Source organism: Wolbachia endosymbiont of Drosophila baimaii (genome assembly GCF_028982185.1).
GTDB lineage: Bacteria > Pseudomonadota > Alphaproteobacteria > Rickettsiales > Anaplasmataceae > Wolbachia > Wolbachia pipientis.
Genome location: NZ_JAPQLE010000028.1, coordinates 1 through 8473, shown reverse-complemented (window position 1 = coordinate 8473; position 8473 = coordinate 1). Strand labels below are relative to the sequence as shown.

Here is an 8473-nt window from a genome sequence, read left to right as displayed (position 1 = left end):
AAGATTTAAAATTGGACGAACTACTTTATGGGAGTGGCAGCAAAGAAGAAAAGAAACAGGAGACTTTCAATCAAAAAAACTTGGAAATGGAGGTTACAATCACAAAATTACCGACTGGGATGCCTTTGCTAAATTTGCCAGAGAAAACGGAGGAAAGACTCTGTCGGAAATGGCTAAACTTTGGGGCAACGTTAGTATCCAAACGATCCACCGAGCTCTCAGAAAAATTGGATTTACGCGCAAAAAAAGACATATGGATACAAGGAAAGAAACGAAGAAAAACGTGCTGAATTCTTAAAAATTATAGCAACAAAAGAACCAGAAAACTTAGTTTATATAGATGAGTCTGGCATTGATAACACAGAGGACTATCCATATGGGTATTGCCAGAAAGGACAGCGGTTTTATGGCCTAAAATCTGGAAAGAAAACTCAACGAATCAGTATGGTTGCAGCCTTAAGTGGAAGAAAGATAGTTGTTCCGTTAACCTTTGAAGGCCGCTGTAATATGGATGTTTTTAATGGATGGTTTGAGCAATTTTTGACACCGATCTTGGAACCTGGACAGGCTGTCATTCTTGACAATGCTACTTTTCATAAGTCTGATAAAATTATCGAGCTTGCTAAAGGGGTTGATGCAGAAATTTTGTATCTGCCGCCTTATTCTCCAGATTTCAACAAAATTGAGCATCATTGGTTTGCTATAAAAAACAGAGCCAGGAAAAACATTCCTCTATTCGAATCCTTTCGTCGTGCTGTTGATTCTTCCTTCCTATGACCTGTTTGGACTATTATGAGAAATGCTATACTAACTCTCATTTTTTGTGGCATATTTTTCCTTAAGCGGTTAAATGGCTATTTTATAATGAATTTTGTCAGTAGCCACCAGATTTTTTCAGTTGCGATGCAACAGAGCCATCCCAGTGTCAAGCACTGGGATGACAGGAAAAGAGGCTATTTGGATGACATCTTTCTTCTTGGTATAAATTACTTTTATATCTCAATGTTCGTACAGCTATGCACGTTGCCGCATAGTGGATGAGGTGTACTACCTCTAAGAGTATACATTATCTCACATAATAATATAATATTTCGTTCATAAATCAACGTTTTTAACATGCAGCAAGAACATTTCCGTTGTAATTAAGGTTCTTAAGATGTATACTAATGAATCTTGTTTTCAATAAATAATGAAAGTAATAATTGTCATGATAATGTTATTGTGTAGCAGTTACACAATGGCAAGCGAGAGAATAAGTCTAGTGGATAAAAAACTATCTCAAGGATATGTAGCTCCAGTGCTTACAGAAAATAGCGTTATTTTATCAGACAAGCACAGCGCTTTATATTCCTTTGATATTGATAACTCAAAGGCTATGAATTGGAAATTACACCTCTCACACAGAAAAAAAATTAGTAACATGAGCCTATTGCGTCACAGAGGAAACGTTTTCTTTATAGTGGATAACGTTCTACACACAATAGATGCAAAAACCGGCGAGATTCAGTGGGAAAAAGAATTGAGAGCTCCAGTAAGAGGGAAAGCAGCAGTAATAAACAATAAATTGGTAGTATTGACTATTGATAATTATCTGTACGTGTTTGATATAAAAGATGGCAGCTTCGTTTGGACTTATCAAAACGGCATCAATGAGGTTCGAGGTTTGTATTCCATATCGCCAGCAACTTCTAATGATAAAATAATAGCACCATTTTCAAATGGTGAGTTAATAGCTTTTAATGAAGACGGTAAAAAATTGTGGAGCCAAAAATTGGCTACAAACCTTTTGGATACACAGCTCACAGATGCAACTACTACACCGAGAGTGCTTGGCGATACTTTAATAGCTACAAATAATTCTTATATTTATAGCATTGACGTGAAATCAGGAAATATTTTATGGTCAAAGTCACTGCAAGTAAAAAGTGTATCAGACATTGAGTCATATTATAGTCCTCTTATTCCTGCAGAGAAACAAAAAGAAGGCGGCAGAATTTTTATAGTTACTAAAGACGATAAAATAATTGGCCTGGATATAAAAAATGGAGAAACAGTCTGGACATCTGATTTAATAGAAAATACGCAATTGTTTGCTCCAATTATGCATGCCCATACACTGTGGGTGACAAGCAATAAAGGTTCAATGTTTGCTTTTCCGGGATCTGAAAGTGCAGGAAAGGTAGTCAAAGTACCTGGTAATGTGTTTCACACTCCAGTGTTTACTCACGATAAAATATATGTAACAACTGAGGGAAAAGGTGTTTATTCTTTAGAAAATAGGTTTGTTCTTCATGATTGATTATGACTTGATTGTTATAGGTGGTGGCCCAGGAGGCTATAAGTGTGCTGTCGCTGCTGCAAAACTTGGATTGAAAGTTGCCTGCATAGATAAAAATAGCATTTTTGGTGGTACGTGCCTGCGGGTTGGGTGCATACCCTCCAAAGCATTGCTCCATTCTTCCTATCAGTATGCTCACACGAAAAATGATCTGTCGAAGTTTGGCATAAAAATTAAGGATGCAAGTTTCGATTTAAAAGAAATGCTAGGCTATAAGGACGCCAGAGTTCAGGAACTTGGAAAAGGTATAGAATATCTGTTTAACCTTCACAAAATCACTAAAATCAATGGGCTTGCTTCTTTTGACCAAGGTAATCTTGAAGTTTCAGTTGAAGGTAAGGTGCTGAAGACAAAAAATATAGTAATTGCAACCGGTTCTGATGTTATTTCTTTGCCAGGAATTAATATCGATGAGAAAGACATTATTTCTTCCACCGGTGCACTATCTTTAACTGAAGTACCAAAAAAACTTGTCGTAATCGGAGCCGGGGCAATAGGGCTTGAAATGTCTTCTGTATGGAGGAGGCTAGGGTCTGAAGTCACTGTAGTAGAATTTTTTGACAGAATCGCTGCAGCAATGGATGGAGAATTAAGTAAGTCTCTACTTTCTAGTCTACAAAAACAAGGAATAAAATTTTTACTCAGCACTAAAGTTGAGGAGATAAAACAAAGTAGTAATTCTTTGAGTGTGAAAGTTTGCTCTGTAAAAGATAATCAAACAAACACTATAGAGGTGGATAAGGTGCTGGTTGCAGTAGGACGCAAACCATGCACTGAGGGTCTTGAAAAAATAGAAAAAGATAATCGTGGTTTCGTTCAAGTTAACAACAGATATGAAACTAATGTGAAAGGAATATTTGCTATTGGTGATGTGATCGGTGGAGCAATGCTTGCTCATAAAGCAGAGGAAGAAGGGGTAGCAGTTGCAGAGATAATCGCTGGGCAAGTACCTCACGTTGATTATGGAATCATACCATCTGTCATTTACACTCACCCTGCGGTTTCTTCGATTGGTAAAACCGAAGAGGAACTCAAAAATGCTGGCTATAAGTACAAAGTGGGTAAGTGTCAGTTTGCTGCAAATGGCAGAGCAAAAATCACTGATGATGCTGAAGGATTCGTGAAAGTGCTGACTTGTAGCAGAGCAGATACAATACTAGGTGTGCATATCATAGGAGCATACGCTGATACGCTAATCAACGAAGCAGCGGTTGCAATGGCATATGGCGCAGCAGCAGAGGATATATACAGAATTTGTCACTCTCATCCTGATATAAACGAAGCTTTCCGTGATGCGTGCATCGATGCTTTCTTTAAAAAATAATTGTGGACCTCGGTTCAATCATTGAAAAATGGTATGAGTGGCTGAGGTGCAACAGATCTTATTCACCAAACACTTTAGAGTCATACATGAGGGACTTGAAGGATCTTATAAGTTTCCTAAATACTCACATTGGTGGAGAAGTAAATGTCGGCACTTTGGAAAAATTGAGCGTACCTGAGTTAAGAAGTTGGCTTACCTCTCGTTACGCAAGAGGTGTAAACGCAAGATCCAACACTCGAGCACTCTCAGTAATCAGAAATTTCTTCAAGTACATAAAAAACAACCACAATATAGACAATGAAGCTGTATTTTCCTTATCAAGGCCAATTCAGAGAAGAACTCTGCCCAAAGCATTATCAATACCTAATATAAAAACTTTATTGAAAGAAATGAAACTATCCGACCTGGGCGAACCTTGGGTGATAAAAAGAGAAATTGCAATTATCGTCCTGCTATATGGTACAGGCTTAAGAATCAGTGAAGCGTTGAACCTTAGGGTTAGTGATATTAACAATGAAAGTTTAATAGTAACAGGTAAGGGAGATAAACAAAGGCAGGTATTCATTCTCCCAGTAGTAAAAAAATGTATACAAGAATATGTAAAAGCCTGTCCTTACCTTGATGAAGCACAACATCTTTTTGTGGGAGTAAGAGGAAAAAAATTGGGAAGAACTTATGTGGCCAATCGTTTGCAAAAAATAAGGAGAATGTTAAATTTACCAGAAATTTTATCTCCACATGCATTTCGCCATAGTTTTGCTACTCATTTGCTTCAGGAAGATATTGACATAAGATCAATACAACAACTGCTTGGCCATTCAAGCCTGGAAACTACTCAAATTTACACTCACCTCAATTATCAAGATGTTTTTAACATGTACAAAAATTTTCAGCAGGGCCTGGAGAAGAAATCAAAACTTTAACTTCGTTCTAAACCACCAAGCTGAGTGCTTTCAACATCACTAAGTATTGTGTTTGCTTTATATAAACTACAACATCCTAATAAAAAAAAAGCCAGTGCAACTGCTGTAAAGAAAGCACTTATTATCCCTGGATAATCTTCTATTACTAAACATGCAACAACAGTATATACTCCAAGCAATATAAAACATGCAGAAGCGTAGTTGCTTAGTTTTCTACCAGAAGAAATTGCTTGCGAGGATTTTTCGTTTTTATTACTACGGAGCAGTCTATTTTCTGATGAAAGCCTATCTCTTTCTTCCCTTACTTGTTTCAAATCTCTTTTTAATCGTGAAATTTCGACAGTGTCGCTTGCTCTTCCACACACAATTCTTTTAAATTCAATCAATTCACTTTGTTGAGCCGATTTTTCCTGCCTTACTTGTACTAAATCTTTTTCTAATTGTGAAATTTTGCCAGTTTTATTCGTTAGCTCTTGCTCTTTCTCTACAAGTTGAGCTTTTGTTCTTTCAAGCCCTTGTAAAAACTTCTCAAAATCTTCTGGTATATTATTCGTATTTGCAAGAAATTTTTCATTTAAATAATCTTTAATAGAGTTAACTGGATTATCAACACCCCCCAATGCAGCAGTAACAACTGCACGATTTATAAAACAATTATCTTCTACTAATTTTTTCACATCATCTAAATCTTTTCTATTAATAGTATCAGTTAATCGGCTCTGAATAGCTTGTTCAATTGTTTGCTTTAATTGTGCATACTGCTCGTAACTAAAATCTAGGTCTTTATGTTTTAAAAGTTTTGTCAATACTTCTTTTTCATCTTCTGTTATCGTTCGTAAACATAATCGAATAATTAAGCTAAGTGGTGTTTTTATTCTTCCATCTTGGGTTCTTCTCCAGCAATTAGGGTTAAGCTCTTGATTTAATAGTCTTTTCGCTTGGTAAATATTTCCGCTAGAAAGAGCATCTAATAATTCTTTTCCTTCCTGTGCTTTTTTAAACTCCAATTTTATTACATCTCCGGAACCTCTTTCAATACAATTTTCAGGGCTTTCATATTTATAATTTCTGACATTAGTGCTTGCACTTGGGTGCGTGAGCAATATTTTTACCATATCTCTAGCTCCAACTTGGCAAGCAATATGTAGGGCTGTATTTTTTTGTATTAAGGGTGTCCTTACCTCCTCCTTTACACCGTCATAGCTTTCTGTCAAAACCTTGAAACCAATATTTTCTTCATGATATCCTACAAAATGATCAGTAGTAAACCATATAGGTTCATTATCATCTTTCGTTACTATTTCATTACTATCAATGTACTTGAATTTACTAGCGTTTATTGATCCCCGTCCATTTCTTAGTGTAAAGCGCTTGGAACCCGAAAAACCATCACGTACTATTTCTTTTCCAAGGTATTGAAAAACTACATGACCTTGGCTGTCTTTCTTTTGCCTTTCCTCATAAACATATTCCCTACTTCGAGCGTTAATATCGATACTGCTATTTTGTATAAGCAATTTAGCCATTTTTTCTAACATGGGTTGTCTACCATAAGTGACATCACAAGCTCTAGCAATAGACATCAAAGGTGTCATGCCTTCTTCATCAAACGCATTAACATCCGCATCTCCTTCCAAAGCTTGTTTAAAAGCTTCTAGGTTTTCATCATCAATAGCTTTAAATAACTTTTGTGTCGGTGCATCTAGAGTTCTCTGATATCTGTAACCATTAGTATTTGTCCTACTCTCTCCATAAAGCATATTAAACCTACCTAATAATTTACTAATATAATTATGTAAAAGAAAAGGAAAATTGCAAGCGATTTATCTATAGCTAACCCAAGAAAGGTTTTCCTACGTCATACCGCGATTTATTCGCGGTATCTCAGCATAGATTCCGCTAACAAGTAGCGGAATGACGAATTTTTGTTTTTAAAATTATCGGTAAACTTAAGTCACTTTAGCTATAAAATCCTAATTCTGAGTTAATTAATTACGACTCCAAAAACTTTTCTGCATCAAGCGCAGCCATGCATCCTGTTCCTGCTGCAACTACTGCCTGACGATATACCTTATCTTGAACATCACCTGCAGCAAACACTCCTGCCCTACTAGTTAAAGTTGTTCCAGGTTTTGTAATGATGTACCCCTGCTCATCCATTTCAACAAAGCCTTTAAAAATACCCGTATTTGGTGCGTGTCCGATTGCAATAAACACTCCATCCACTTTTAATTCTTGAGCTTCCGTTGATTTAACTATAATACCAGTAACCTTTTTCGGATTTTCTTCTCCAAGAATCTGCTCTACGGTATGGTTCCACATTACTTTTATTTTATCATTTTTAAAGAGCCTATCTTGCATTACTTTTTCCGCTCTCAATTTATCACGCCTGTGTATTAATATCACTTCTTTGGCAAATCGAGTTAAAAATATCGCCTCTTCAACAGCAGTGTTTCCACCACCAACCACAGCTACAACTTTATTCCTAAAAAATGCACCATCACAAGTTGCACAAGCTGAAACTCCGTAACCTTGAAATTCCTTTTCACTCTCCAAACCAAGCCATTTTGCTTGCGCACCGGATGCAGTGATAATTGCATCTGAATAGTAGTCATTAGTATTACCAGAAGATCTAAATCTATACTCATTAAAATCCTCAAGTTGTTCAACGCTTTTTATCTCATCATCTATTATTTTTGCTCCAACCTTTTCTGCATGCAACCTCATTTGCTCCATTAGTTCTGGACCCTGTATTGAAACAAAACCAGGATAGTTTTCAACATCTGTAGTAATTGTAAGCTGACCACCAGGCTGCATTCCCGTTATTACAATCGGCTCTAAGTTTGCACGTGCTGCATATATAGCGGCAGCATAACCCGCTGCCCCAGATCCAACAATAAGAACTTTTGTACTAAATTTATAATTCTTCACTGTATGAGTTTAGATAATCAGCTACTCCTTCATCGCTTGCCTGCATTGCTGGCTTACCTTTCTTCCACCCTGCTGGACATACTTCACCATGCTCCTCATTATGTTTAATTGCATCAACGATTCTAACGAATTCATCGATATTACGCCCTAAAGGCAAATCATTTATCGATTGATGACGTACAATAAATTTATCATCAATAACGAAAGTTGCTCTCAGCGCAATTGAGTCATCATATAAGACCCCATAGTCTCTTGATATAGACTTTTTGATATCAGACACTAAAGTGTAGCTAATCTCTCCAATACCACCATCATTAACTGGAGTGTTTCGCCATTTATAATGTGAAAATTTTGAATCTACACTTATTCCTATCACTTCAACACCACGCTTTGCAAACTCATTTATTCTATTATTGAGCGATATCAATTCAGTTGGGCAAACAAAAGTAAAATCAAGTGGATAGAAAAAAAGGACAGCATACTTATTTTTTATGCGCTTACTCAGACAGAAATCATCAACAATTTCTCCGTCAGAGAGAACAGATGAAGCAGTAAAATCGATAGCAGATTTTGTTACAAGATTCATAATTAACCTATTCTTTTAAAATAACTTCAATTCTACATCTTGATAAACTTATATGCAAGTTTTCTTTGGTTTTAGTCCTATAAAAACTTCCTAAAATAGCTCTTCTTTTTTACCGATAAGATACAATCCAGGTTGGAATACTGAGTTGGTGAGTATAAAATTCTACGTCATGCCACCGCGAACCGTCATACCGCCACGGTATCTCAGCCGCTCACAAGTAGCGGGATGACGGTTGTCGTTTAGCTATAAATGTTAAAAAATTTACCAAACGAAAAAAAGGAAAAAGAAGCCCCGTGGTTGGCTAATTACTTACATTATACTTTCAAGTATGGCGTTTTTTTATTCTAAACGTTTAATAACCGCGATTCAGT

Annotated in this window: 8 protein-coding genes; 5 read left to right on the top strand and 3 right to left on the bottom strand. The window is 36.4% G+C overall.

What is annotated here, in order from left to right; translation table 11 throughout:
- The 5 genes from OZD66_RS01010 to OZD66_RS00990 all read left to right on the top strand — a co-directional run.
- Positions 1–777 (top strand): IS630 family transposase gene (locus tag OZD66_RS01010; RefSeq protein ID WP_275021947.1). Its coding sequence is split into 2 segments (ribosomal slippage), with 778 coding nucleotides annotated over them: positions 1–242 and positions 242–777; the frame shifts between segments, so codons are not numbered across the junction. This gene is flagged as partial in the annotation.
- A 15-nt stretch (positions 778–792) separates the two neighbouring features.
- Positions 793–1041, top strand: coding sequence for a hypothetical protein (locus OZD66_RS01005; protein ID WP_275021946.1), 249 nt, complete (start codon positions 793–795; stop codon positions 1039–1041).
- Positions 1042–1189: 148 nt separating this feature from the next.
- Positions 1190–2299 (top strand): outer membrane protein assembly factor BamB family protein, encoded by a 1110-nt coding sequence (locus OZD66_RS01000; RefSeq protein WP_182367016.1) that lies wholly within the window; start codon positions 1190–1192, stop codon positions 2297–2299.
- A complete protein-coding gene (gene lpdA / locus OZD66_RS00995; RefSeq protein ID WP_182367018.1) occupies positions 2292–3662 on the top strand; it encodes a dihydrolipoyl dehydrogenase in 1371 nt (456 codons plus the stop codon). Before OZD66_RS01000 ends, lpdA begins: the two co-directional genes overlap by 8 nt.
- 2 nt (positions 3663–3664) lie before the next feature.
- A complete protein-coding gene (locus OZD66_RS00990; RefSeq protein WP_182367021.1) occupies positions 3665–4585 on the top strand; it encodes a tyrosine recombinase XerC in 921 nt (306 codons plus the stop codon).
- Here OZD66_RS00990 and OZD66_RS00985 read toward each other — a convergent pair.
- The 3 genes from OZD66_RS00985 to OZD66_RS00975 form a co-directional block, all read right to left on the bottom strand.
- Positions 4582–6345 (bottom strand): ankyrin repeat domain-containing protein, encoded by a 1764-nt coding sequence (locus tag OZD66_RS00985; protein ID WP_259348520.1) that lies wholly within the window; start codon positions 6343–6345, stop codon positions 4582–4584. The two genes, OZD66_RS00990 and OZD66_RS00985, sit on opposite strands and share 4 nt — an antisense overlap.
- A 232-nt stretch (positions 6346–6577) precedes the next feature.
- On the bottom strand, positions 6578–7516 hold the full coding sequence (gene trxB, locus OZD66_RS00980) for a thioredoxin-disulfide reductase (protein WP_182367023.1): 939 nt from the start codon (positions 7514–7516) through the stop codon (positions 6578–6580).
- Positions 7503–8102, bottom strand: a complete 600-nt coding sequence (locus tag OZD66_RS00975) for a peroxiredoxin (RefSeq protein WP_012673206.1) — start codon at positions 8100–8102, stop codon at positions 7503–7505. Before OZD66_RS00975 ends, trxB begins: the two co-directional genes overlap by 14 nt.
- Positions 8103–8473 lie beyond the last annotated feature (371 nt).